The sequence below is a fragment of the Arthrobacter sp. P1_H7 genome (genome assembly GCF_056405215.1).
In genome coordinates this window covers 48,761-72,029 of sequence record NZ_JBFUCO010000017.1, presented here as the reverse complement: position 1 = coordinate 72,029, position 23,269 = coordinate 48,761, and the positions used below count along the sequence as shown (strand labels likewise).

General features: G+C 66.9%; 21 protein-coding genes. 16 read left to right on the top strand and 5 right to left on the bottom strand.

All coding sequences use genetic code 11. The annotated features are described in order from the left end of the window. Window positions 1-9: 9 nt before the first annotated feature. Window positions 10-1,032 carry a LysR family transcriptional regulator gene (locus tag AC1DXI_RS16870; RefSeq protein WP_476939557.1) on the top strand — a complete coding sequence of 341 codons (1,023 nt, stop codon included), beginning with the start codon at window positions 10-12 and terminating at the stop codon, window positions 1,030-1,032. A 101-nt stretch (window positions 1,033-1,133) separates the two neighbouring features. Here the strand turns inward: AC1DXI_RS16870 and AC1DXI_RS16865 are convergent, their stop codons facing one another. Continuing rightward, complete coding sequence (locus tag AC1DXI_RS16865) at window positions 1,134-2,213, bottom strand: nitronate monooxygenase (protein WP_476939556.1); 1,080 nt, start codon at window positions 2,211-2,213, stop codon at window positions 1,134-1,136. A gap of 51 nt (window positions 2,214-2,264) precedes the next feature. Between AC1DXI_RS16865 and AC1DXI_RS16860 the strand changes: the two genes are divergently transcribed. The 9 genes from AC1DXI_RS16860 to AC1DXI_RS16820 all read left to right on the top strand — a co-directional run bounded on the left by AC1DXI_RS16860 (window position 2,265) and on the right by AC1DXI_RS16820 (window position 11,223). Then, window positions 2,265-3,203 (top strand): N-acetylglucosamine kinase, encoded by a 939-nt coding sequence (locus AC1DXI_RS16860; RefSeq protein WP_476939624.1) that lies wholly within the window; start codon window positions 2,265-2,267, stop codon window positions 3,201-3,203. 34 nt (window positions 3,204-3,237) lie between these two features. Beyond that, window positions 3,238-3,693, top strand: coding sequence for an NUDIX hydrolase (locus AC1DXI_RS16855; protein ID WP_018773776.1), 456 nt, complete (start codon window positions 3,238-3,240; stop codon window positions 3,691-3,693). A gap of 382 nt (window positions 3,694-4,075) precedes the next feature. Beyond that, window positions 4,076-5,290, top strand: a complete 1,215-nt coding sequence (gene rsgA, locus AC1DXI_RS16850) for a ribosome small subunit-dependent GTPase A (protein WP_476939555.1) — start codon at window positions 4,076-4,078, stop codon at window positions 5,288-5,290. 107 nt (window positions 5,291-5,397) lie between these two features. Further along, a complete protein-coding gene (locus AC1DXI_RS16845; protein ID WP_018773778.1) occupies window positions 5,398-6,501 on the top strand; it encodes an ABC transporter ATP-binding protein in 1,104 nt (367 codons plus the stop codon). Further along, the gene (locus AC1DXI_RS16840; protein WP_476939554.1) at window positions 6,501-7,241 is read left to right on the top strand and encodes an ABC transporter permease; all 741 of its coding nucleotides are present in this window, start codon (window positions 6,501-6,503) and stop codon (window positions 7,239-7,241) included. The genes AC1DXI_RS16845 and AC1DXI_RS16840 overlap by 1 nt, the downstream gene beginning before the upstream one ends. Further along, window positions 7,238-7,984 (top strand): ABC transporter permease, encoded by a 747-nt coding sequence (locus AC1DXI_RS16835; protein WP_476939553.1) that lies wholly within the window; start codon window positions 7,238-7,240, stop codon window positions 7,982-7,984. The genes AC1DXI_RS16840 and AC1DXI_RS16835 overlap by 4 nt, the downstream gene beginning before the upstream one ends. After that, window positions 7,981-8,946 carry an ABC transporter substrate-binding protein gene (locus AC1DXI_RS16830; RefSeq protein WP_476939552.1) on the top strand — a complete coding sequence of 322 codons (966 nt, stop codon included), beginning with the start codon at window positions 7,981-7,983 and terminating at the stop codon, window positions 8,944-8,946. The genes AC1DXI_RS16835 and AC1DXI_RS16830 overlap by 4 nt, the downstream gene beginning before the upstream one ends. A 131-nt stretch (window positions 8,947-9,077) precedes the next feature. Continuing rightward, window positions 9,078-10,298, top strand: coding sequence for a pyridoxal phosphate-dependent aminotransferase (locus tag AC1DXI_RS16825; RefSeq protein ID WP_018773782.1), 1,221 nt, complete (start codon window positions 9,078-9,080; stop codon window positions 10,296-10,298). Window positions 10,299-10,368: 70 nt separating this feature from the next. Further along, window positions 10,369-11,223, top strand: a complete 855-nt coding sequence (locus tag AC1DXI_RS16820) for a polyphosphate kinase 2 family protein (RefSeq protein ID WP_476939551.1) — start codon at window positions 10,369-10,371, stop codon at window positions 11,221-11,223. Window positions 11,224-11,248: 25 nt separating this feature from the next. On the opposite strand, the gene AC1DXI_RS16815 is transcribed toward AC1DXI_RS16820, so the two are convergent. Together AC1DXI_RS16815 and xseA are read right to left on the bottom strand one after the other, a co-directional pair. Continuing rightward, window positions 11,249-11,479, bottom strand: a complete 231-nt coding sequence (locus tag AC1DXI_RS16815; protein WP_476939550.1) for an exodeoxyribonuclease VII small subunit — start codon at window positions 11,477-11,479, stop codon at window positions 11,249-11,251. 92 nt (window positions 11,480-11,571) lie between these two features. After that, window positions 11,572-12,858, bottom strand: a complete 1,287-nt coding sequence (xseA, locus tag AC1DXI_RS16810; protein WP_476939549.1) for an exodeoxyribonuclease VII large subunit — start codon at window positions 12,856-12,858, stop codon at window positions 11,572-11,574. A gap of 257 nt (window positions 12,859-13,115) precedes the next feature. On the opposite strand from xseA, the gene AC1DXI_RS16805 reads away from it, so the two are divergent. Both AC1DXI_RS16805 and AC1DXI_RS16800 read left to right on the top strand, forming a co-directional pair. Continuing rightward, complete coding sequence (locus tag AC1DXI_RS16805; protein ID WP_476939548.1) at window positions 13,116-13,976, top strand: hypothetical protein; 861 nt, start codon at window positions 13,116-13,118, stop codon at window positions 13,974-13,976. A gap of 9 nt (window positions 13,977-13,985) precedes the next feature. Next, window positions 13,986-15,074, top strand: coding sequence for a 4-hydroxy-3-methylbut-2-enyl diphosphate reductase (locus AC1DXI_RS16800; protein WP_018773787.1), 1,089 nt, complete (start codon window positions 13,986-13,988; stop codon window positions 15,072-15,074). Window positions 15,075-15,087: 13 nt separating this feature from the next. Here AC1DXI_RS16800 and AC1DXI_RS16795 read toward each other — a convergent pair whose 3' ends face one another. After that, entirely contained in the window at window positions 15,088-16,326 is a 1,239-nt protein-coding gene (locus AC1DXI_RS16795) for a DNA recombination protein RmuC (RefSeq protein WP_476939547.1), read from the bottom strand. A 198-nt stretch (window positions 16,327-16,524) separates the two neighbouring features. On the opposite strand from AC1DXI_RS16795, the gene ychF reads away from it, so the two are divergent. The 4 genes from ychF (at window position 16,525) to AC1DXI_RS16775 (ending at window position 22,593) form a co-directional block, all read left to right on the top strand. Next, a complete protein-coding gene (ychF, locus tag AC1DXI_RS16790; protein ID WP_028275710.1) occupies window positions 16,525-17,610 on the top strand; it encodes a redox-regulated ATPase YchF in 1,086 nt (361 codons plus the stop codon). A gap of 337 nt (window positions 17,611-17,947) precedes the next feature. Continuing rightward, window positions 17,948-19,729 carry an ABC transporter family substrate-binding protein gene (locus tag AC1DXI_RS16785; protein WP_026266492.1) on the top strand — a complete coding sequence of 594 codons (1,782 nt, stop codon included), beginning with the start codon at window positions 17,948-17,950 and terminating at the stop codon, window positions 19,727-19,729. Between the two features lie 177 nt (window positions 19,730-19,906). Beyond that, complete coding sequence (locus AC1DXI_RS16780; protein WP_476939546.1) at window positions 19,907-21,448, top strand: ABC transporter permease; 1,542 nt, start codon at window positions 19,907-19,909, stop codon at window positions 21,446-21,448. A 26-nt stretch (window positions 21,449-21,474) separates the two neighbouring features. Further along, window positions 21,475-22,593, top strand: coding sequence for an ABC transporter permease (locus tag AC1DXI_RS16775; protein ID WP_476939623.1), 1,119 nt, complete (start codon window positions 21,475-21,477; stop codon window positions 22,591-22,593). Between the two features lie 24 nt (window positions 22,594-22,617). On the opposite strand, the gene AC1DXI_RS16770 is transcribed toward AC1DXI_RS16775, so the two are convergent. Further along, window positions 22,618-23,247, bottom strand: a complete 630-nt coding sequence (locus AC1DXI_RS16770) for a PH domain-containing protein (protein WP_018773793.1) — start codon at window positions 23,245-23,247, stop codon at window positions 22,618-22,620. Between the last annotated feature and the right edge of the window lie 22 nt (window positions 23,248-23,269).

The window sequence follows — 23,269 nt, the reverse complement described above, 5'->3', positions numbered from 1 at the left end:
GAGTGGAACATGGACGTCGAACACAGGCAGCTGGTGCAGCTGCTGCCCCTGCTGCCGCTGCTGGCGGAACTGGGGCGGACGGAGCACATTACCGAGACGGCCGAGCTCCTGGGCCTGCCGCAGTCGACCGTGAGCCGTGCCATTGCGCGTGCCAGCGCCATTGTGGGGACAGAGCTGCTGATCCGGGACGGCCGGGGTGTGCGGTTGACGCCCGCGGCGAAGGCGCTCATGCCCCACATCGAGGCCGCCCTGGACGAATTCCAGACGGGGCTGGACAGTGTCAGGCACGAATCGGAAGTGGTCCGAGGCCGGATCTCCGTGTCGTTCCAGCACACCTTCGGCGAGGCAATGCTGCCGCTGCTCATCAGTGCGTTCCGGAGCCGGCACCCGCAGACCGCCTTTAACCTCAGCCAGGGCGCACGGGACGGCTGCCTCGCGGAACTGGCCGCGGGCTCCGCCGACGTGGCGCTCACGGCACCCGTTGCCACACCCAGCAAGAGGATCGGTTCGGCCGCGCTGTACCGGGAACCGTTGCGTCTGGTGGTCCACCACCGGCATGCCCTGGCCGGCCGCCGTCGTGCCCGGGTCGCCGAGATCCGGCAGGAACCGTTCGTGGCGATGGGGCCCGGCTACGGCATGCGCTCGCTGACCGACGCGTTGTTCCGGGAGGCGGGGTTCCGCCCGCGCATCGCCTTCGAGAGCCAGGACTCGCACACCGTCCGCGGCCTCGTCTCGGCCGGCCTCGGGGTCAGTATCCTGCCGCCCGGCGGCTCCGCACCCGGCAGGGCCGCACCAGACAGCCACCACCCGTCGCGGGGCTTCGAAGCCAACGACGGCGGTCCCGGCTGGGTGGAGATTCCCCTGGATTCCGACCTGGCGTTCCGCGAGATCGGCCTCGCCTGGCGGGAGCCGGTTTCGCGGAATGCCAAGGCCGATGCCGAGCCCGATCCCGTGCGGTTGTTCCGCGAACTCGTGCTCCGCGACGGTCCGGCGCTCCTGGCAGGCTTCGTGCGCGAACGCTCGGCAGGCTGAGCCGGGCCGGTCGGTGCGCTCAGGTCGCCGGTTGGCCCCGAGCTCGCCGTAAGGTGACGGCGGTTTGGCACGTTTCCGGCAACGTCGGGGTACGGGCGGGGTCAGCGGCCGGCGAGCAGCCCGTGCACGACGCCGGCCACGGGTCCGGCCTGTGCCTTCTGCCAGCCCGTGCCCGCCCACAGGTTCAGGCGTTCCGCGTCGCCGGCAGCGGCGGCCGCGGCCCGGAGGGGTGCCGTGAGGTGGTGGACGGCAGGATAGGCCTGCGGCGCCCCGGGGTGGTCGCGGACGAATTCGTTCTCCAGGGCCCGCGCCTGCCGGCCGGTGAAGGCGCGTGTCAGCCGGTTCCGGGTGAAATGCGGATCCGCCAGGGCATCCTTATGCAGCTGCTTCGCGCCGCTTTGGTCCGTGCGGAGGAACGCGGTGCCGAGCTGGGCTGCAACGGCACCGGCGCGCAGCACGGCGTCCAGCCCGGCCGCATCCATGATGCCGCCCGCAGCCACCAGCGGGAGGTCGACGGCGGACCGCACCTCGGCGAGCAGCTCCGCCGTCGTGCCGCCCGGCATTGCCAGCTGTGACCCGCCCGGCGGCGCCACATGGGCCTCCGGGGCCGGAAGGAACGCCGCGCTGTGTCCGCCGGCGCTCGTGTGCTGCACCACCAGGGCGTCCACGCCCTGCCCGGCCGCCTGCACGGCCTCGGCCGCGGTGGTGACAGTGGCAAGCACCGCCGATCCCGCCCGCTGCAGGGCCCGGACGACGTCGGGGCCGGGCAGCCCGAAGGCGAAACTGACCAGCTCCACGGGGTCCGACAGCAGGGCATCAATCTTTCCCTGCCATTCGTCGTCGTCATCGAGCCGCAACTGCGGGAGCCCATCATCGTAATGTAGGACACCGTAGCGCCGGGCATCGGTGCGCAGCTGCAGCCGGTAGTCCTCGAGCTCCGCCAGCACCGCCGCGGACGGAGGCAGCTGGGCCGGATCCGGGACAAACACATTCATGCCGAACCGGGCGCCGGACTCCCGGACGGTGCGGATTTCCGCCTGCATGGCCGCCACGCTCTTGTAGCCGGCCGCCAGGAAGCCCAAACCGCCGGCGCGGTGCACGGCCTCAACAAAGGCCGGAGTCGACGTGCCTCCGGCCATGGGCGCCGCGATGACGGGTGTGCCGAAAAGATCGTGGGGCATTGCGGGCTCCTTGCAGCGATTCAGTAACCTGTTCCAGTGACTAACACTGACATGCCGCCGGCGGCGGACTCCGTTCCATCTTCCACCACGCCCTCTGCCGCGGCGGGGACGGGTGCCGTGATCGGCCTGGACATTGGCGGCACTAAAACCCGGGGCGTCCGGTTCGAGGACGGCGCGCCCGTGGCCGATGAATCGGTGGGCAGTTCCAATGTCCAGAACGTCAGTCCCGAGGAAGCCGCGGTCAACCTGGCGGAACTCTTCGCCAGGATCGGCGGGGGAGACATCGCCCAGGTCTACGCTGGGGCCGGCGGCATCGACACCGACGACGACGCCGCGGCGCTCGCGGCACTGATTGCCCCGCACGTGCCCGGCGCCCGGATCACGGTGGTCCACGACTCCCGTCTGCTGCTCGCCGCCGGAGGTGCCAGCACCGGCGTCGCCGTCATCGCGGGCACCGGCTCGGCCGCGTGGGGCAAGAACGGCCGCGGCGAGGAGGCCCGGGCCGGGGGCTGGGGCTACCTGCTCGGCGACGAGGGCAGCGGCTACTGGCTGGGCAGGGAGGCCGTCCGCCACAGCCTGCGCCGGATGAACCAGGGGCTGGAACCGGACGAACTCTCCACGGCCCTGCTGGCATCCTGCGGGGTGGATGACCCGAACAAGCTGATCGCCATGTTCCACTCGCCCGAGACCGGGCGCCGGTTCTGGGCCCAGCAGGCCAGGCTCGTGGTGGAGGCCGCTGACGCCGGCCATACGCCGAGCCTCGCCCTCATGGACCAGGCCGGGCGCGACCTCGCCGACCTCGCCGCGCAGACCGTCCGGCAGCTCGGCATCGAGGGCCCCGTCATCCTGGGCGGCGGACTCGGCATGAACGTTCCGCGGCTGCAGGACTCGTTCCGCGGGGCCCTGGCCGCCGCGGGGATCACTGATGTCCGGGTCCTGGCGCAGGAGCCGGTCTTCGGCGTGCTGCAGCTGGTGGCGGAACAGGACTAGCCGGCGGCAATCCGCCGGCCACTACGCTGGAGGGATGAGCATGCAATTCGATACCCGGCCCGCCGCCTATGCCGTTATCATCCGCGACGCCGGGATCCTCCTGGCGTACTGGAAGCAGGACGGACGCGAGGGCTGGACGCTGCCCGGCGGCGGCCTGGACCTGGCCGAACACCCGGTGGACGGGTGCCGCCGCGAGATCCACGAGGAAACCGGCTACGACGCCGAGGTCGGCGCCATGCTGGGGATCGACGTCGGGCACTGGCCGTCCGAAGTCCGGCTCGACGGCGGCGAGCGGGACTTCCAGTCGCTCCGGCTGGTCTACGAGGCGACGATCACGGGCGGGGAACTGCGCCACGAGGTGAACGGCAGCACCACCCACGCGGCCTGGATTCCGCTGGATGAGGTGGCGGAGCTGAACCGGGTCTCGCTCGTGGATGCCGGGCTGCGCCTGTACCGCGAGAGGCCGCTGAACGGAAAACTTTCCGGCTAGATCGCTAGCCAGGCACCGGCGCCATGGCTATTCTGTAGAAACCGCCGGCCGCAGCTGGCCGGCAATCGACGGGGAGGTGGAAGCAATGAATGCGATATTTCTGAGCGCGCAGCGCACCGATACAAGCCATGTCATTACTCCTGCCCCGTCCCACGCCGCAGCCTAGCCATCAAACGCTGGTCGCTGCGCGGCATCCAAGCCGCCGCAGCGCGCACGCGCCGCACCACGGGGCCCCACCAAAGGGTTTTCGTTGACCATTCATCCTGCATCCCCGGGCGCCGGCAGCGCCACCTTCACCAATACATCCGTACCTCCTTCATCCGCACCTCATTCGTCCGCAATTAATTCATCCGTATTCAATTCACAGGTATTCAATTCACCGGTGCCCTCCGATGAGGCGTTCCCGGAGGGTCCTGTCCACTACGGCTACACAGCCGGCGTCGCCAAGCGGTTCGCGGCCCAGCCGGTACCGGGAGGCGACCGCCCGGGCCGCGTCATCCGGGTGGACCGCAACCTCGTCCTGGTGGCCGACGGCGGCGGAACAGCCCACCTGCCCTACCCGCGCGGCGGGGAGCTTCCCGCCACCGGGGACTGGGTCTGGCTGGGTCCGAACGCGGCGGGGGAGCCCTCCATCGTGGGCATTCTGCCCCGCCACTCGGAGCTGAGCCGCAAGCGTGCCTTCGAGGCCTCGTCCGAGGCGCAGGTCCTTGGCGCCAACATGGACGTCGTCGGGATCGTCGTTCCGGTGGATCGTCCGCTCACGCACAACCGGCTCGAACGGACCCTGGTCGCGGCGTGGGACTCCGGTGCCACACCGCTCGTGATCATCACGAAGGCGGACATCGCGGACCTCGCTGACGACGTCGTGGGGACTGTCGTGCGCCAGGCAGCCGGCGTGGACGTCGTCACCACCTCTGCCGAGAACGGCGATGGCCTCGACGACTTGCTGGGCCATCTGCCGCCCGGCGGCACGCTGGTGCTGCTGGGGCCCTCGGGCGCCGGAAAATCCACGCTCATCAATGCCCTCGCCGCCGTCCCGGCCCAGGAGACGGGGACAGTGCGCGCGGGCGACGGCAAAGGCAGGCACACCACCACGTCCCGCGCGCTCGTTCCCCTGCCCGGCGGCGCCGTCCTGATGGACACGCCGGGGGTGCGCGGCTTCGGGGTATTCGACGCCGAGGGAGGAATGGAGGAGATGTTCGGCGACCTCGAAGAGCTCTTCGAGCACTGCCGCTTCTCGGACTGCGCGCACGGCCGGGAGCCCGGCTGTGCCGTGCAGGCCGCGCTCGCCGACGGCACCCTGGAAGACCGCCGGTGGGCCAGCTACCTGAAGCTGCAGCGCGAACTCGCCGCCCTGGCCCGCCGCCACGACGCGGCCGCGCGGCGCGCCTACCAGCGCGAATGGCACCAGAAGATCGCCGTGGCGGGCAAGAGCCAGCGGTCGGCCGAACGGGACAACCACGAGAACGCGCCGGGCCACGGCCGTGGCAAGAACAGCGGGAAGGGCCGCCACGCGCCGGAAGGAGTTCCGGCGCGCCACCCATCCAAAATCGTTGTGCTTCCGAAGCCTTACGGGAGCCCCGCGCCGCTGACATAGTCTGGGGTGCTGGTTAGTCTATGAGCTAACTGCTTTACGGCCAGCACACTGACTAACAGTGCGCTGGCCCGACCAATGTTGCCGCCAACAGTTAGGTAAGCCCGGAAATGGCCGAAGCCATGATCGAGTTCCAGAACGTCACTAAGCAGTACCAAGGCGGTCAGGCCGCCGTTGACGGGCTGACCATGTCCATCGATAAGGGCGCCATCACTGTCTTCGTCGGACCCTCCGGCTGCGGTAAGACCACGTCCCTGCGGATGATCAACCGCATGGTGGAGCCCACGTCCGGTGTCATCACCGTCGACGGGGCCGATGTCACTTCCATCCCTGCCGCGCAGCTGCGGCGGTCCATGGGCTACGTCATGCAGTCCTCGGGGTTGATGCCGCACCGCTCCGTGCTGGACAACATTGCCACCGTTCCCCGGCTCAACGGGGTGTCCAAAGCCGAGGCCCGCAAGCGCGCCCAGGAACTGCTCGACGTCGTCGGGCTGGCCTCCTCCCTCGGGAAGCGGTATCCGTCCCAGCTCTCGGGCGGACAGCAGCAGCGCGTGGGCGTGGCCCGGGCGCTCGCGGCCGATCCTCCGGTGCTGCTCATGGACGAGCCCTTCAGCGCCGTGGACCCGGTGGTCCGCGATGAACTCCAGAAGGAGCTGCTCCGGCTCCAGCATGACCTGGCCAAGACGATCGTCTTCGTCACCCACGACATCGACGAGGCCACCGTCCTGGGGGACAAAGTCGCCGTGTTCGCCGTCGGCGGCAAGCTGGCGCAGTACGCCGCCCCGGCGGAGATCCTGCGGGCCCCGGCGAACGAGTTCGTGGCCTCCTTCGTGGGCCGCGACCGCGGGTTCCGGCACCTTGCGTTCAGCCCCTCGGACGGTGTCACCATCCACCCCGTCCCCACCCTCACGCCCGATCAGCTCCGGGCAGAGGGCAGCTCCGATGAATGGCAGCTGGTGGTCGACGACGCACTCCGGCCCCTGGGCTGGGCAGGACCCCGCACCGGCACCGGAGCCGGTCCGGCGATGGTTCCCGGAGGCTCCCTGTTCCGCAAGGGGGACACGCTCCGCCGGGCCCTGGACGCGGCCCTGTCCTCACCCTCGGGCCTCGGCGTCGCCGTGGACGACGACGGCCGGGTGGCCGGAGTCATCGCAGCCGCCGAAGTCCTCGCCGTCATCGAGTCAGACCGCAGCGTCCGGCACGGAGGGCTCTGATGGAATGGTTCCTGGCCAACAGGGCGGAAGTCTTCAACCTTGCCGGCCAGCACCTCATCCTGGCCATCCTGCCGATGGTGTTCGGGGTCCTCATAGCCGTTCCGCTGGCCCAGCTCGCCCGGCAGAGCCGCGGGCTCCGGTCCGTGGTGCTCACCGGGTCCTCGCTGCTGTACACGATCCCCTCGCTGGCGCTGTTCATCATCCTGCCGACCATCCTCGGAACCCGGATCCTGGATCCGGTCAACGTGGTGGTGGCCCTGACCATCTACGCCGTCGCCCTGCTGGTGCGCGCCACGCTGGATGCCTTTGACTCGGTGGATGAAGACCTCCGGCAGGCCGCCGTCGCCATGGGGTTCAAACCCTTCGCCCGCTTCATGCAGATCGACCTGCCGCTGTCCTTGCCGGTGCTGTTCGCCGGGCTGCGCGTGGTTTCGGTCAGCAATATCTCGCTGGTCAGCGTCGCGGCACTGCTCGGCATCGGCAACCTCGGAATGCTCTTCACCTCCGGCCTGCAGCGTGACTTCGTCACCGAAGTGGTGGTAGGCATCATCGCCATCCTTATCCTGGCGCTGCTGATGGACGCCGTCCTGGTCCTGCTCGAACGGCTGCTGACACCCTGGACCCGGGCCGGGGCGGCCACGGGTTCCGGCGCCGGTTCAGATGCGGGACCGGAGAGGACTGGCCGTGCCGCCGCGGCGCTGCGGTTTTCCCGTCCCAAGACCGGAGGGGGAAACGCGTGAGCAACGTCGTCACGGACACCTTTGCCTGGCTCAGCGATCCGGAGAACTGGTCCGGCAGTGCCGGAATCCCGGTGCGGCTGGCCGAACACCTGCTCTACACGGGCCTGGTGATGGTGATCGCCATCGCCATCGCCGTCCCCATCGGCCTGTACGTCGGACATACCGGCCGCGGACGGGTTGCCATCGTGTCAGTCGCGGGCGCGCTGCGCGCCCTGCCCACCCTCGGCTTGCTCACCTTGTTCGTCCTGCTCGCCGGCATCGGGCTGATGCCGCCGATCTGGGCACTCGTGATCCTGACCGTGCCGCCGCTGCTCGCCGGCACGTACGCCGGAATCTCCAGCGTCGACCGCAACGTGGTGGATGCCGCCCGCGCCATGGGCATGACCGAGTGGCAGGTCCTGTTCCGGGCGGAATTCCCGAACGCGCTGCCGGTGATGTACGGCGGGTTCCGGACCGGGGTGCTCCAGGTAATCGCCACCGTTTCCGTGGTCGCCTACATCAACCTGGGCGGCCTGGGCCGTTACCTGTTCGACGGGCTCGTGCTCTCCGACTTCCCGCAAATGCTGGGTGGCTCGCTGCTGATCGCCGCCCTTGCCATCAGCGTCGACCTCGTCCTTGCCCTCATTCAGAGGCTGTTCCTGTCACGGGGCGCCTCGTCCAAGCCGAACCGCAGCCACCAGGCTGCGGTTGATCTCACAGACCCCGTAATCGCGGAGACTGTTGTTCAAGGAGGTACGTCATGAAGGAATCCCGCCAACGAGGCCTAGGCCGGCGCGCATTCGGCGGCCTGGCCGTCGGCGTCGGCCTGGCCATGGCCCTGTCCGCCTGCGGAGGCTCATCAAACCCGCTGAGCTCGGCCCCGGCCAGCAGCGGCGCCGCCTCCGGTTCCGGCGGTGCCCTGGTGATCGGCTCGGCTGATTTCCCCGAGAGCCAGATCCTGGCCGAGGTCTACGCCGGCGCCCTGAACGCCGCGGGCGTCACCGCCAGCACCAAGCCGAACATCGGCTCGCGTGAGGTCTACATCAAGGCAGTCCAGGACGGCTCGGTGGACGTCGTTCCCGACTACAGCGGCAACCTGCTGCTGTATGTAAACAAGGACGCCACCGAGGTCTCCGCCGAGGACATCGCGAAGGCACTCCCGACCAAGCTCCCACAGAGCCTGGCCGTGCTCGAGGCCTCCAAGGCCGAGGACAAGGATGCCATGGTGGTCACCAAGGCGACGGCAGAGAAGTACCAGCTGAAGTCCATCGAAGACATGGCGAAGGTCTGCGGCGATCTCGTCATCGGCGCCCCGGCGACCTTCGCCGAGCGCGCGTACGGCCTGCCGGGCCTGGCGAAGAACTACAACTGCGTGCCCAAGAAACTCGAGCCGTTCAGCGACGGCGGCGGCGCCGTCACGCTCAAGGCGCTGCTCTCGGATCAGGTCCAGGTCGCGGACATCTACACCACCACCCCGTCCATCCCGGACAACGACCTCGTGGTGCTGGAGGATCCGAAGAACAACTTCATCGCCCAGCAGGTGCTGCCGCTGTACAACTCGGCCAAGATGACGGACAAGGCAAAGGAAACGCTCAACGCCGTGTCCAAGGTCCTCACCACGGAAGACCTCATCAACCTCAACCGTGCCGTGAGCGGCAGCCAGAAACAGAACCCGAAAGATGCCGCCGAGGCGTGGCTGAAGGAAAAGGGCCTCGCCCAGCAGTAGACCACTGGCGACCCTGCGACGCCGGTGTCCGGGCTCACAGCCTGGGCGCCGGCGTCGTTGTTGTTACCGCGGCGTCCGCGTGTGAGTCATGTCTCAGCAGAAGTACATCCTCCATATGGCATATTTGATGAATGGCAGAATTCAAGCAGTCCACCAAGCTTCATAATGTCCTTTACGACATCCGTGGACCGATCCTTCAGGCCGCCCAGCAGATGGAGGCGGAGGGTCATCGCATCCTCAAACTGAACATCGGAAACCCGGCCCCGTTCGGGTTTGAAGCGCCGGACGCGATCCTGGTGGACATGATCCGCCATCTGCCGCATGCCCAGGGCTACAGCGACTCGCGCGGCATTTTTTCGGCCCGCACCGCCGTCTCGCAGTACTACCAGACCCGCGGGATCCAGAACATCCACGTGGATGACATCTACCTCGGCAACGGCGTCAGCGAACTGATCACAATGTCGCTCATGGCCCTGCTCGACGACGGCGATGAGGTCCTCATCCCCACCCCGGACTACCCGCTGTGGACTGCCTCGGTTGCCCTGGCCGGCGGGAAGCCCGTGCACTACCTCTGCGACGAAGAAACCGGCTGGCAGCCGGATCTCGAGGACATGGAAGCGAAGATCACGCCGCGCACCAAGGGCATCGTGGTCATCAACCCGAACAACCCGACAGGTGCGGTGTACCCGAAGGCGACGCTGAAGAAGATCGTCGCCCTGGCGGAGAAACACGGCCTGGTGCTCTTCGCCGACGAAATCTACGAGAAGATCCTCTACGAAGACGCGGTACACGTAAACCTCGCCTCGCTCACCGGCGACGATGTCCTGTGCCTGACCTTCAGCGGGCTCTCCAAGGCCTACCGGGTCTGCGGCTTCCGGGCCGGCTGGATGGCCATCTCCGGGCCGAAAAAGGACGCCGCGGACTACCTCGAGGGCATCAACCTACTGGCCAACATGCGCCTCTGCGCCAATGTTCCGGCCCAGCATGCCATCCAGACCGCCCTCGGCGGCTACCAGAGCATCAACGACCTGATCCTGCCCGGAGGACGCCTCCTGGAGCAGCGGAACAAGGCCTACGACATGCTCAACGCCATCCCGGGCGTCAGCACGCAACAGGCCCGCGGGGCCATGTATCTGTTCCCGAAGCTGGACCCCGAGGTCTATCACATCCGCGACGACGAGAAGTTTGTCCTGGACCTGCTCCGCGAGCAGAAGATTCTCCTGTCCCACGGAAGGGCGTTCAACTGGGTTCGGCCGGACCACTTCCGGATGGTGACGCTGCCCAACGTCAAGGACCTCGAAGAAGCAATCAACCGCATGGCGGACTTCCTGAGCCGGTATAAGGGGAACTAGGCTTCGGTCAGCAGCGCAACGGGGCTCCTGCTCCGCCTACTGCGGCTGCGTCAACCGGAAAGAGGCATTGATGGCAGGCTCCGCGACATTCGATGACCGCCCCTGGAAACTCCTGAAGGTCGGGAAGGGCTTTAGCCTGGAGTCGTTGGACCCGGACTCGACGCCGGGCTACGACGGCGACAAGGCCGACGGCGAGCAGTTGCTCGGTGAACTCGACGGAAAGCTCACGCAACTGCAGGAGCAGCTGTTCGCCGAGTCCAGGACCGGCGGCAAGAAACGCGTGCTGCTGGTCCTGCAGGCCATGGACACCGCGGGCAAGGGCGGCATCGTCAACCACGTGATGGGCCAGATGAATCCGCAGGGCGTGCAGCTGAAGTCGTTCAAGGCGCCCACGCCCGAGGAACAGTCCTACGACTTCCTCTGGCGGATCGAAAGGGAAGTGCCGGCGGCCGGCATGGTGGGGGTCTTCGACCGTTCCCACTATGAGGACGTCCTGATCCACCGCGTCCACCGCTGGGCGGACGCCGAGGAACTGGAGCGCCGCTACCGGGCCATCAACGAGTTTGAGGCCCGGCAGGCAGCCGCCGGAACGAAGATCGTCAAGGTCATGCTGCATATCAGCCGCGACGAGCAGAAGAACCGGCTCCTGGCCCGGCTGGATGACCCCGCGAAACAGTGGAAGTACAGCAGTGGAGACCTGAAGGAACGGGCTTTCTGGCCCGACTACATGGACGCTTACCAGAAGGCCTTTGACAAGACCAACACGGAGTTGGCGCCGTGGCATGTCGTGCCGGCCAATAAGAAGTGGTACGCCCGCATCGCGGTGCAGCAGCTCCTCCTGGAGGCCCTCGACGATCTGAATCTCCAGTGGCCGGTTCCGGACTTGGACCTGGACCTGGAACGCGAGCTGGTGCAGCGGTCCTGACCTGCGGTCCTGGAAAGGCGGGCGCCTAGCTCTTGTCCGCAGCCTGGTCCCGGGCTGCGGCGAGCCGCTTGCGGGCGCCTTCCAGCCATTGTTCGCAGCGCTTGGCGAGGGCCTCGCCGCGCTCCCACAATGCGAGGGATTCCTCCAGGCTGGCGCCGCCTGCCTCCAGCTTGCCCACGACGGCGACCAGCTGCTCGCGGGCGTCCTCGTAGCTGAGGGCCTCGATGTCGGCGTTCGGGGTGGGTTCTGCTGCCATGTGGGTGCTCCTTGGTTGTCGCGGTCTCTGCCGCGGTGCTGCTGTTCGGTGGCGCTGACGTGTGGCCGTGCGGCCGTGTTCGAACGCGGGGGTTATTCCTCGGCCGGTTCCTGGCCGCCAGTGGATTGGGCGGTGAACCGGCCGCCGGCCACCCGAACCGTGAGGTCCGTGCCGGCGGGCGCCTGTGATGGGTGCCGCACCACATCCCGGTGCGTCGCGGGGGCGGTTACGGCGCCGGCGAGCTGGACTACCGCGTAGCCGCGATCCAGCGTCTTTTGCGGCGAGAGTGCACGCACCTGCGCCTTGAGGTGGACCAGTTGGTCCGCTGCCCGCACGACGGCGGCGCTGATCGCCGAATGCGAGCGGACTTTGAGCCGTTCGACGTCCTCGTGGCGCTGGCTGATCATGACCTCGGGGGAGAGCAGCACGGGGCGGGAACGCAGGGACGCCAGCCGGTCGCCCTCGCGTTCCACGAGCCGGGTGACCCCGCGGCGGAGCTGATCCCGTGCCTGCCGCACCCTGACAAGCTCCTCGGCGACGTCGGGAACGATCCTCTTCGCGGCGTCGGTGGGCGTTGATGCCCTGAGGTCGGCGACGTCATCGAGGATGGGCCGGTCCGCTTCGTGCCCGATCGCGCTCACCACGGGGGTGGACGCGTCCGCGACGGCCCGGATGAGCTCCTCGCTGCTGAACGGCAACAGATCCTCGAGGGCGCCTCCGCCGCGGGCGATGACGATGACGTCGACCACGGGGTGGGCATCGAGCTCCCGCAACGCCGCGATCATCTGGGCTACGGCGGTGTTCCCCTGGACCGCTACTTCGCGGATCTCGAATTCGACGGCCGGCCAGCGCAGGGCAGCATTGCGCAGCACATCCTTCTTGGCGTCAGAGTCGCGGCCGGTGATCAGGCCGATCCGGTGCGGGAGCAAGGGGAGCCGCTTTTTGCGGGAATCGGCAAAGAGGCCTTCGGCAGCGAGGGCCTGGCGCAGCCGCTCGATCCTGGCCAGGAGATCGCCGAGGCCCACGGGCCGGATGTCCTTCACGGACATGTTTAGCCGGCCCGTCTTGAGCCAAAATTCGGCCTTGATCAGGGCCACAACCCGGGAGCCGCGTTCCAGCGGGGCGGCCTGTCGGTCCAGCACTGTGGTCCAGACCGATGCCGGCAGCGAGATTTCGGCGTTGATGTCCCGGAGCGTCAGGTAGGCGTTGCTGCCACGCCGGTTGAGCTCGATCACTTGCCCCTCAACCCATGCCGAGGGTGCTCGGTCGATATGCATCTTGAGCTTCTGGGACAGCAACTGCAGCGGCCAGGGATTGTCCGGACTGGTTTGGGCCGCGGTGGCCGGTAGCGTGGTGGCCGCCGCCGCGTCCTCAGACATGCGTGGGCTCCATGGCCGGGAGTGCCTGGTGGAGTGCCTTGTGCATATGCGTGCGTGTCCTTTGCTGCGTGCCGTTTACGGCAAGTCCTATACCACCGGGACGGCTGGCGGCCCGGTTCTGGGCGGGTGGGCCCGCCGGCAGCCGGAAGTTGTCTCGTTCAACTCTATCCATAGCTCTACCACAGGGGCCCGACTTTATGGCCGCGCCCGGCACCGCCCTAGGATGGGAGGGATGCCATCAACCTTCTAGGAATCCCTTGCGCACTTTTGTCTCTGCCGTCGCCGTCCTTATCGGGCTCCTGATGACAGCCGTCGCCGTTCCAGCCATGTGGGTGGACCAGAACATCGTCCAGGAAGACGGCTTCGTTGCCTTGACCGCACCGCTGGGCAAGGATCCGGCGTTCCAGCAGCGGCTGGCCGCGGCCGCCGTCGACGGCCTGGCCGCCAGTGCCGGCATTCCCGAAGCCTTCACGGAGCTCGCCCGGCCGGTCCTGGACAACGCAGCGCACTCGCTGACGGGATTGCCCGGCTACCCCGAGGCCTGGGCTGAAACCCTGCGTAAGAGCCACCGCCTCACGTTCGCGGACCCCAGCACGCTGCCGCCGGAGGTTGACGGCACCTCCTCGCTCACCCTTGATGTCGCCCCGCTGGCCGGGCTGGTGGCGAAACAGGTTACTGAAGCGACCACCCTTCCGCTGGAGGCGCCCGGCCAGGTGCTGGTCCATATCGGGCAGTCCGACCAGCGCCAGATGATCGAACGCGTCACCGTCTACGCCCCGATGGGCTACGCCGTTGCGGTCGGCGCTGCCATCGCGTTCATGCTGGCGTTCGTTGCGGCCCGACGCCGGTGGACCGTGCTGGTCGGAATGGGCGTTGGAGCGCTGGTGCTCGCGGGAGTATGGAAGCTGGCCAGCGATGCCGCCGGCGCCGCCGTCGCCGGGACCTCGAGCGGCAACGATGTGGCGGAGCTGTTCAAGAACGAGTTCGTCGCGGCGTGCTCTGCCAGTTTCGGCCAGTGGATCGTCGCTGCCGCAGTTGCGGGAGCAGTACTGCTGGCCACGGGAGTGGCTGTCCGGGCAGCCGGTGGCCGCAATCGGGGCAGGATCGAACACCGGTAGCATGGGAGCATGACCACCACCGCTGTTTCCGTTCCGATGCCCTCAGTTCCGCGCCGGCGGCGTTCACCGGAAGACGTCCTGGCGGCGGCCCCGGTCGCCGGTCCCAAGAAGGTCCTCCTGGCAGCCCCGCGCGGCTACTGCGCCGGCGTGGACCGTGCGGTCATCGCGGTGGAAAAAGCCCTGGAACACTATGGGCCGCCGGTCTATGTCCGTAAGCAGATCGTGCACAACGTGCACGTGGTCAGCTCCCTCGAGGAGAAGGGCGCCATCTTCGTCGATGAAACCGACGAGGTCCCGGAAGGCGCCCTCGTGATTTTTTCCGCCCACGGAGTCTCGCCCGCTGTCGTCCAGTCCGCCGAGGACCGCGGCCTGCGCACCATTGACGCGACCTGCCCGCTGGTCACCAAGGTGCACCGCGAAGCCGTCCGGTTCGCCAAGGATGACTTCGACATCCTGCTGATCGGCCACGACGGCCATGAGGAAGTCGAAGGCACCGCTGGCGAGGCTCCCGAGCACATCCAGATCATCAACGGTCCGCACGAGGTCGACAAGGTCACGGTCCGCGACCCGGAAAAGGTCATCTGGCTCTCACAGACCACCCTCAGCGTGGACGAGACCATGGAGACGGTGCGCCTGCTCAAGGAGCGGTTCCCCACCCTGCAGGACCCGCCCAGCGACGACATCTGCTACGCCACCACCAACCGCCAGGTGGCCATCAAGAAGATCTCGCCCCAGGCGGACCTGGTGATCGTGGTGGGCTCCGCCAACTCCTCAAACTCCGTCCGCCTCGTGGAGGTGGCACTGGAATACGGCGCCAAGGCCTCCTACCGGGTCGACTTCGCCAACGAGGTTGACGAGACATGGTTCGAGGGCGTCGCCACGGTGGGCGTGACGTCGGGGGCCTCTGTCCCGGAAGTCCTCGTCAAGGACGTGCTGCGGCTCCTCGCCGACTACGGCTACGGATCGGTTGAGGAAGTCGTCACGGCCGAGGAAGACCTCCTGTTCTCCCTGCCGAAGGAGCTCCGGGCCACCTTGAAGCAGGCCGGCGACGTCACCCGCGCCCTCGGCGGCCGCGGCACCCGCCCCGAACAGTCCTAGGTACTGGACAGTCCTAGGCCGCGGACTCTTCTGACTCGTCACGGGGCTGAAGTTCCGGGGCCGCGACTGCCCGCGGCGTGACTTCGACGGCGGGGGGAGTGGCCAGTCCGGCGGCTTCCAGGGCGTTCAGCTTCCTCGCGGTGGGCAGGACCCGGGCCTCAAGGGTTCCGACCATGGAGTTGTACCGCTCCACCGAGGTCTTCAGCGAGGACCCCAGCTTGGTGACGTTATCGCCGAGCGTGCCCATCCGGTCGTAGAGCTGACGGGCGAGCTCAAAGAGTTCCCGGGCACTGTCCGTCAACACGTCCTGCCGCCACGTGAACGCCACCGACTTCAGCACTGCCAGCAAGGTTCCGGGGGAGGCCAGGACCACGTTTTTGGCCAGTGCATAGTCCAGCAGGGCAGGGTCGGCCGTGAGGGCGGCGGCCAGGATCGACTCCGCCGGCAGGAAGCAGACCACGAGCTCCGGAGAGTTGCCGGGGATGTCCCAGTACTTCTTGCTGCCCAGCGCGTCCACGTGGGCCTTCAGGGCCTTGGCATGGGCGGCGAGGTGCGCCTGCTGGCTGCCGGGCAGCTGCGAGGACTGCTGGCCCGCCTGGGCGGCGCCGAGGTCCTGGGCGGCAAGATACGACGCCAGCGGGACCTTTGCGTCGACTACCAGCTGCTTGTCGCCGGGCAGCTGCACCACGAGGTCGGGCCGGAGGGTACCGTCCGTGCCGGAGCTGTGGGCCTGCCCGCTGTGGACCTGTTCGTGGAAGTCCACGTGCCGCAGCATGCCTGCCGCCTCGACCACCCGGCGCAGCTGGACCTCGCCCCACTGGCCGCGGGCGCTGTTGGAGCGCAGGGCAGACTCCAGCGCATGCGTGGACCGCAGCAGCTGCTCATCGGACAGGCGGGCCTCCTGCAGCTGCTGGGCCAGCTGGCCGTACTGCTCCAGCCGGTCGCGTTCGAGCAGGGACACCTGCTGCTGCACGGCGGTGAGCTTTTCCGCCACGGGCGCCAGCGCGCGGAGCACGCTGCCGTCGTGGTTCCGGGACTCGCCGAGCTCCCGGTTCTGGGCCGCGAGCAGGCGCCGCTCGGCGTCGGCGGCGGCGAACTGGGCGCTGACGTCGGACAGCCGGGCTGATACGGCGTCGAAGTCCTGTTCGACAGCCACATAGCGCCGCCGCAGCAGGACATAGACGACGGCGGCGCCCGCGACGGCGCCCGTGAGCAGCATGAGCAGGGCAAGAATCAGTGCAAAAGCTTCCATGCCTTCACTGTGGCATGCCCCTGTGACAGTTTTGGCTCCGACGCCCGGAACACCCGGGACCCACCCGCTACAACTACCCGGCAACACCCCGGAAACGCCCCACACCGTCCCGCACACCCGCCGGCACCCGGCCGCCCCACAGGCGCACGCGCCGGCCGCAGCAACGGCCGGCGTCTGGTGCGGGTAGAATATATGCTCGTGGCTCTTACTATTGGCATCGTCGGACTGCCCAACGTCGGCAAATCAACCCTTTTCAACGCACTGACCCGAAACCAGGTCCTCGCGGCGAACTATCCGTTCGCCACGATCGAGCCCAACATCGGCGTCGTGAACCTGCCGGATGCCCGGCTTGAAAAGCTGGCCGGCATCTTCGGCTCCGCGCGCCTGCTGCCCGCCGCAGTGTCCTTCGTGGACATCGCCGGCATCGTCAAGGGCGCATCCGAGGGCGAGGGCCTCGGCAACCAGTTCCTCGCCAACATCCGCGAGGCCGAGGCCATCGCGCAGGTTGTCCGCGTGTTCGATGACCCGGACGTCATCCACGTCGACGGCAAGGTCGATCCCAGCTCCGACATGGAGACGATCAACACCGAGCTGATCCTGGCCGATCTGCAGACCATCGAAAAGGCCATCCCGCGGATCGAAAAAGAAGTCAAGATCAAAAAGCGGGAGGCCGCCGAGCTGGCAGCCATCCTGGCGGCGCAGGCAGTACTGGAACGCGGCGACACCATCTTCTCGTCCATCAAGAGCGACAAGCTCGAGATGGAGCACCTCAAGGAACTCGGCCTGCTCACGGCCAAGCCCTTCATCTATGTCTTCAACTCCGACGAGGGAATCCTCGGCAGCCCGGAGAAGCAAGCGGAACTGCGGGCCCTCGTGGCCCCGGCCGACGCCATCTTCCTGGACGCCAAGCTCGAGTCCGACCTGGTGGAGCTCGACGAGGCAGAAGCCCGCGAGATGCTGGAAATGAACGGCCAGGATGAATCCGGGCTGGACCAGCTGGCCCGCGTCGGCTTCCACACCCTCGGACTGCAGACCTACCTGACGGCCGGCCCCAAGGAAACACGGGCGTGGACCATCCGCCAGGGCGACACTGCCCCGCAGGCAGCCGGCGTGATCCACTCCGACTTCCAGCGCGGCTTCATCAAGGCCGAGGTCGTCTCCTTCGATGACTTAATCGAGGCCGGTTCCATGGCCGAGGCGAAGGCCCGCGGCAAGGTCCGGATCGAAGGCAAGGAATACATCATGGCCGACGGCGACGTCGTCGAATTCCGTTTCAACGTTTGACGTCCTCCGCCCGGCAGTGCGGTAATTCTGCCAAGTAATTAAGGATTAACTGGAGGAGCCCCGATTCTTGGATCGGGGCTTTTCCTGTGTGCGGCGCTTTTATCTTTTTGTTACGCCGCCGTCAATGTTTTGTGGGAAAGCTGGCCCTGCGGAACCCGTCCAATGTTGCAGCTCCATAACGAACTTTACGGTGAGTCAACTTTGGTGGCTCCGAACGCTCTTTGGGGTTACGCTTCATGCCATGTGAGACGGGCCACACTGCCGCTGGGGGAGTGTGGACGTCTGTCTGGCGCCTTCGGCGCCGGTCTCACCCACACCACAGAAACAAGGAGGCGGAATGCGCTTGGGTCGTATTTCCAAAGCAGTGGGCGTGGCGGCAGCAGCTGCCATCGCCCTCAGCGCCTGCGCGGGCAACAGCGGCGGGACAACCCCGACGACTGCGGCGGCAGCAAGCAAGCAAGGCGGATCGGCAACCGTAGTAGAGGTCAACGCGTTTAATACGTTCAACCCGAATACGGCCGATGGAAACACTGACATCAACTCAAAGGTCAGCTACGCCACGCACTCGGGCTTCTTCTACATCGACAACAAGCTCAACGTTGTCCGCAATGAGAAGTTCGGCAAGATGGAAAAGGTCTCCGACGATCCGCTGACGGTGAAGTACACCATCAACGACGGCGTGAAGTGGTCCGACGGCACTCCCGTCACCGCGGCCGACCTCGTGCTGCAGTGGGCCGCCTTCTCGGGTTACTACAACGACGCCGATGCGGAAGGTAAGACTGGAACGTCCTACTTCTCCTACGCCGGCGACCCCACCGGTATCGCGCTCACCGACTTCCCGGAACTCGGTGACGACGGCCGCAGCATGACGCTGAAGTACTCCAAGCCCTTCGCAGACTGGGAAATCGCCATCGGCGGCCCCGGCATCGACATCCCCGCCCACGTCCTGGCCAAGAAGGCAGGCCTGGCGGACACCAAGGCGTTCATTGACCTGCTGAAGGGCATGCCCCGCGGCGATTCCAAGGCCCCCAAGCCGGCGAACGCCCAGCTCAAGGCTATGGCGGACCTGTGGAACACCGGCTTTGACACCAAGACCCTGCCGGCTGATCCGAGCCTGTACCTCTCCAACGGCCCGTTCCTCGTCAAGAGCATCAACCAGGACCAGTCCCTGACCATGGTCAAGAACAAGGACTACAACTGGGGACCGGAAGCGAATCTGGACGAAATCACCGTCCGCTACATCGGTGAGGCACCCGCCCAGGTCCAGGCGCTCAAGAACGGCGAGGCCGACATCATCGCCCCGCAGGCATCCGCGGACACCGTGGAGCAGCTCAAGGCACTCGAAAGCCAGGGCGTGACGGTCGACGTCGGCAACCAGCTCGCGTACGACCACATCGACCTGAACTACTCGGGCCCGTTTGCCGACAAGAACGTCCGTGAGGCGTTCATGAAGGCCGTCCCGCGTGCGGACATCGTCGACAAGATCGTCAAGAAGCTGGATCCGAAGGCTGCACCGCTTGACTCCCAGCTCTTCGTTCCGGACCAGGCCCCGTACGCCGAGTCGGCCAAGAACAATGGTTCCTCCGCCTACCAGGGTGTGGACATCGAGGGTGCCAAGAAGCTCCTCAACGGCGCCACCCCCGAGGTTCGCATCATGTACAACAAGGACAACCCCAACCGTGTTGACGCTTTCTCCCTGATCAGCGAGTCCGCCACCAAGGCCGGCTTCAAGATCGTCGACGGCGGCCTCGGCAAGTCTGACTGGGGCAAGGCCCTCGGTGACGGCAGCTACGATGCCACCATCTTTGGCTGGAGCAACTCGGGTGTCGGCGTGTCCGGCGTTCCGCAGATCTTCAAGTCCGGCAACGACTCCAACTTCAACCAGTTCAGCGACCCTGCAGCCGACAAGCTGATGGACGAACTGATTGTCACCACCGACAAGAGCAAGCAGGACGGCCTCGTTGCGCAGATCGACAAGATGATCTGGGATTCGGCCTACGGCCTGCCGCTGTTCCAGTCGGTTGGCGTGGACGCGTACAGCGACCGCATCACCGGTGTGAAGTACATGCCGAACCAGACCGGCGTTTGGTGGAACTTCTGGGAATGGGCGCAGAAGTAGCCCGCGACCCCAAGTAACACTGCTGGAAAGGCGTCGGGACCACAGCTTCTTCGGTCCCGGCGCCTTTCTGGCGATATCCTGGCGATGCCGTGGCCCGCCGCCACATCGGCGGGAACCGGCCAAACTCCGCGACCGGTCCGGGCAATCCCTGGACCCGAATTCCGAGGTTCTATTTCAATGGTGACCTACATCTTCCGGCGGCTCGTCACTGCCGCCCTCATCCTTCTCGGCGCGTCCTACTTCGTGTATCTCCTGACAGCGGCGTCCGGCGATCCCCTCGAGGAATTCCGCGCCAACCCCACGCCGCAGAAGCAGCAGCTCATGGACGCGAGGACCGAGCTCCTGCAGCTGGACACTCCGGCCCCGCTGCGGTACTTCAAATGGTTCGGCGGCGCTGTCCAGTGCCTCGTTCCGTTCGCCAACTCCTGTGACCTCGGGAAGAACATCGCCGGCCAGCCCATTACGGATGCCCTGGGCAACGCGCTGGTCCAGACCCTGACGCTCGTCACCGCGGCAACGGTGCTCGCCATCCTGATCGGGATCACCCTGGGCATCATTACTGCCCTGCGGCAGTACAGCACTTTGGACTACGGCGTGACGTTCATGGCATTCCTGTTCTTCTCGCTGCCGATCTTCTGGGTGGCCGTCCTGCTCAAGGAGTTCGGCGCCATCGGCTTCAACAACTTCCTGCGGAACCCCGAGGTGCCGCTTCCCGTGGCGCTCGGGATCGGCGTCGTCGTCGGCGCAGTGACAGCCGTCGCGTTGGGCGGGCCCATGCGGCGCCGGCTGCTCGCCGGCGCCGTGGTCTTCGCCTTCGTCGCCGCGGTGCTCATTTACTTCTCCGCCACCGAGTGGTTCAAGACCCCGGGCCTGGGTCCGGTGCTCATCGCCATCGCCGGTGTCGGCATCGCCTTCGCCGTGACCCTGCTCTCCGCCGGGCTGAAAAACCGCAAGGCCCTGCAGTCGGCCCTTATCGCCGTCGGCGTAGGCGTCGTGCTGTACTTCCTCCTCCAGCCGCTGCTCAACGAGGCCACCTTCCTGATGATCGTGGTGCTGTCGGTCGCCTTCGTCCTGATTGGCGTCGGGATCGGCTACCTGGTGGGCGGCTACGACCGCGGGCAGTCCATGCGGGCCGCGGGCATCACCTCGTTCCTCGTCGGTGTCCTGATCCTGCTGGACCGGTACATGCAGGCATGGCCCACGTACTTCAATAACAGCCGTGTGCGGGGCCGGCCGATCGCCACCATCGGTGCCAGCACGCCGAACATTGAGGGCGACTTCTGGGTTCTCGGCCTTGACTCCTTTACCCACCTGATCCTGCCCACCCTGGCCCTGATCCTCATTTCCCTGGCCAGTTACACACGCTTCACCCGGGCCTCGATGCTCGAAATCATGAACATGGACTACATCCGCACGGCCCGGGCCAAGGGTCTGAGCGAGCGGACCGTCATCATGCGCCACGCCTTCCGCAACGCCCTGATCCCGATCGCCACGATCGTGGCCTTCGACATCGGGGCATTGATCGGCGGTGCCGTCATCACCGAAACCGTCTTCTCGGTCCGCGGCATGGGCTTCCTCTTCCTGGACGGGATCGCGCACGTCGATCCCAACCCGGTCATGGGCGTCTTCATCTGCGTCGCCATCACGGCCATGGTCTTCAACCTCATCGCGGACCTCGCCTACTCCGCACTGGATCCGCGCGTAAGGGTAAAAGCATGAGCCAGCCAAGTCAGCAGGAAGTAATCATGGCCGAAGACGAAGCCTCGCGGATATCAGCCGCGGCCGGCATTGAGCCGGTCCTTGAGGCCAAGGGCCTCAGCCAGGGCCAGATCGTCCGGAAGCGTTTCCTCGGACACTCCGGCGCCATTATCGGCCTCGTGGTGTTCGCCTTCATCTTCATCCTGGCGTTCACTTCCGTGGGCTACCTGGGTATCCCCGGCTGGTGGAAGTACACGCACGAGGAAGTCTCCCCCCTGGTCAACGGTGGCGCACCCACCTCCTCGTTGTGGCCGCTGGCCTGGGGTGAGCATCCGTTCGGCCAGGACCGGATCGGCCGGGACGTCTTCGCCATGACCATGCGCGGCGCGCAGCAGTCCATCACCATCATGATCGTGATCGGCCTCATCGCCGGACTGATCGGCATCGTGGTCGGTGCCATTTCCGGCTACTTCCGCGGCTGGTCCGAGGCCATCCTGATGCGCCTGACCGACGTCATCATCATCATTCCCGCCCTGCTGCTGGCCGCCGTCATGGCGCAGCTCGCCGGCCGCCGGGACCAGGGGAGCTGGTTCGCCTCCTTCGCCAGCACCAACGGCGTCCTGGCGCTCGGAATCTTCCTGGGCCTGATCAGCTGGGTCGCGCTGGCCCGGCTGATGCGCGGCGAATTCCTGTCCCTGCGCGAACGCGAGTTCGTGGATGCGGCCCGGATTTCCGGCGCCAGCAATGCCAGGATCATCTTCAAGCACATCCTGCCCAACGCCGTCGGCGTGCTGATCGTGAACGTGACACTGACCATGTCCGCCGCGATCCTCACCGAAACGGCGCTGAGCTACCTCGGCGTCGGCGTCAAGGCCCCGGACACGTCCCTGGGCCTGCTCATCTCGCAGAACCAGCAGGCCTTCGCTACACGGCCCTGGCTCTTCTGGTTCCCGGGCATGTTCATCGTGCTGATCTGCCTCAGCATCAACTTCATCGGTGACGGCCTTCGGGACGCGTTCGACCCGCGGCAGAAGAAGTTCAACGCCAAGAAGGCGAAGGATCATGGGGATCCGGCCGTGCAGGCGGGCGCCGGCACTGGCCTCGACGCTTCCGCGCCCAAGGATCCCCGCGACGACGGGCCTGCTGACGGAACACGGGGCCAGTAGGTGCCGGCCCCCTGCAGGACCGATCTAGCCGGCGGTAATCGCCAGGTAGCTCGCCGCCAGGAGCAGTACGACGGCGCCAATCGCCACCCAGCGGACGGTCACGGTTGCGGCGGTGCTGGCGGCGTCGCCGGCGGCGAGCTGCCCGCCTTCCACCAGGTCATGCCACCTGGCCCGCACCAGCATGGCAGCCTGGCCGGAGTCCGTGGTCTTCAGATCTCCCGGGCGGACCGACTTGCCGGGACCGTAGGTGGTTGCCGGCAGGCCGTGGAGGTCCTCCGGGCGGGCGTGGCGGCCGCCCCAGATGCCGGGGGCGGGCGCGGCCCAGGACGTGTAGCTCTTCTCGGCGGTGACCAGCGTCAGTGCAAAGCGGGTATCGACGTGCACCAGCGCGGCCCACGGCACCTCAATCGAGCGGAACGGATTTTCCAGGGTGACGCCGGCGTCGTGGACTACAACGGACGGCATCCAGAACAGTTGCCAGCCCATGAAAGCGATGAAGGCCAGCGGGGCGACGCCGCCCAGCGCCCCCGGACCCGCCATGACGACTGTGACCACGACACCGAACGCGGCCACCGCCCAGGACAGCAACGCGAACCATTTGTTGGTTCGTGCTTTGAAGACTTCAACATTTCCGGCGTGCGGCGTAGAGCTCATGCCCCCAATAATTCAGTATTCC